The organism is Pseudomonas sp. P5_A2_2 (assembly GCF_054177685.1).
Genome location: NZ_JBGCUL010001077.1, coordinates 1 through 1,454, shown reverse-complemented (window position 1 = coordinate 1,454; position 1,454 = coordinate 1). Strand labels below are relative to the sequence as shown.

Here is a 1,454-nt window from a genome sequence, read left to right as displayed (position 1 = left end):
GTTCATTTCTCGAGCAACCCACCGACAAACGGTGCGTTGCGCAAGTGCGCCTGAAGCGATAGCAACAAGACAACTTTCACGCTACGCCCCACCACAACTGGCCTGCTTAACTACATGCACTTCAATAATCGCTTATTGGATCCACTAGTTGTTATACATCCCATAACATGCGCAATAGCGAGCAACTCTCATCCAGAGCAAACTCCGACTGCGAATTCCACGGTGATTCGGCCACCCTTTCAGGCAGATGGCAACGCAGGATCAACTTAAACAATAAGGGTGTAAACCAAGTCCCTGCACTCATGCTCAAAACCCGAAGTAAACAAATGCCGTAGCTGCCGCCATACCCCATGCGGCCAACGCCATGACTGTTGAATTGTACGGTAATCGGGATTCGCTCAAGCGCTGCAAGCCTGGCTTCGAAAACCCGGTTTGGTCATATCGGCAATCCATGATTGCGCGGTAGGTATATCGCAGGCCGACTAGCAGAAACAGGGTGATCAGGCCGAGGACAAGTCCACGCCTGACAGGCGGTTTAACCAAGRGTGCAAGGTGATCCTGTTCGCAGGCAATGCTATTGACTTGCGCAACGGTAATGAGTTGATAGTCCGTCGAAGACCGCTTTGGGCCAATTTGCATCGCCACCTGTTGCTCTAGATCCAACACCTGATACTTCCAGAGCGTTGACGAACCATTGCGGCAGAAGGTAAACGCTGCAGGACTTGAGACGGCGATAATAAAAGCGTCGTTGATGTCCAGTTTTTTCAGCGTTTCTGTGGCTGACCTGGTGAAGCCCAGGTCGAAGACCGAAGTGATCCCGGTAGCAGAAGCCGCGACCGCGACCAATAGGCTGCTCAAGAGGCAGATGGCTGAAATGTTCAAGGCCGGGTTTCCTTTTTCCATTGTTTCTTTGATTTCGCAGTTCGGTTCCAACCTGCCTTGATGAGTTCCAGTACGCTGCTGGCACCCCGATAGCTGATGGGCAATTGAATGGAAGGAGAAAGGGAGGGCATCCATTGCCCTCCCCTCCGCGGTCCACGCTCCCTGCGWCAGTACTGACCAGGACCTCAAGTGGCCAGAAYGAAGTCCGTCTGATCAACGGCCGCGCTGCTGACACCCACAAGGCGGATGGAGTCCGCTCCGATCCCCACCACCGTGTCCGCCCCGTCTGCCGTTATGGTCAGGCTGGCAGCGAACGTCGCGCTGGTGATCCCCATCCCCGTGACATTGAGCAAGTCCTGCTCTGCGGCCAAATTCGCTCCGAAGTTCAGGATCGTATCGTTGCCGAAACCCGCGGCAGCAAACACGAACGTATCGTTGCCGGCCACGCCGCCACTCATCACGTCATTACCGCCACCGCCGATGAGAACGTCGTTACCCGCACCACCCACGATATTATTGCCGAGCRCGTTRCCGGTRCCCGCGAAGTTGCCGCTGCCGCCGAAAAACAGACT

Annotated in this window: 2 protein-coding genes; both read right to left on the bottom strand. The window is 55.0% G+C overall.

Going from position 1 to position 1,454, the window contains the following annotated elements; all coding sequences use genetic code 11:
• Positions 1-306 precede the first annotated feature (306 nt).
• Positions 307-1,017: a hypothetical protein gene (locus tag ACXRVY_RS28940; RefSeq protein WP_458238949.1), complete on the bottom strand. Its 711-nt coding sequence runs from the start codon at positions 1,015-1,017 to the stop codon at positions 307-309.
• Between the two features lie 50 nt (positions 1,018-1,067).
• Positions 1,068-1,454 (bottom strand): calcium-binding protein (locus ACXRVY_RS28935; protein WP_458238948.1); only part of this gene is annotated, 387 nt, incomplete at its 5' end.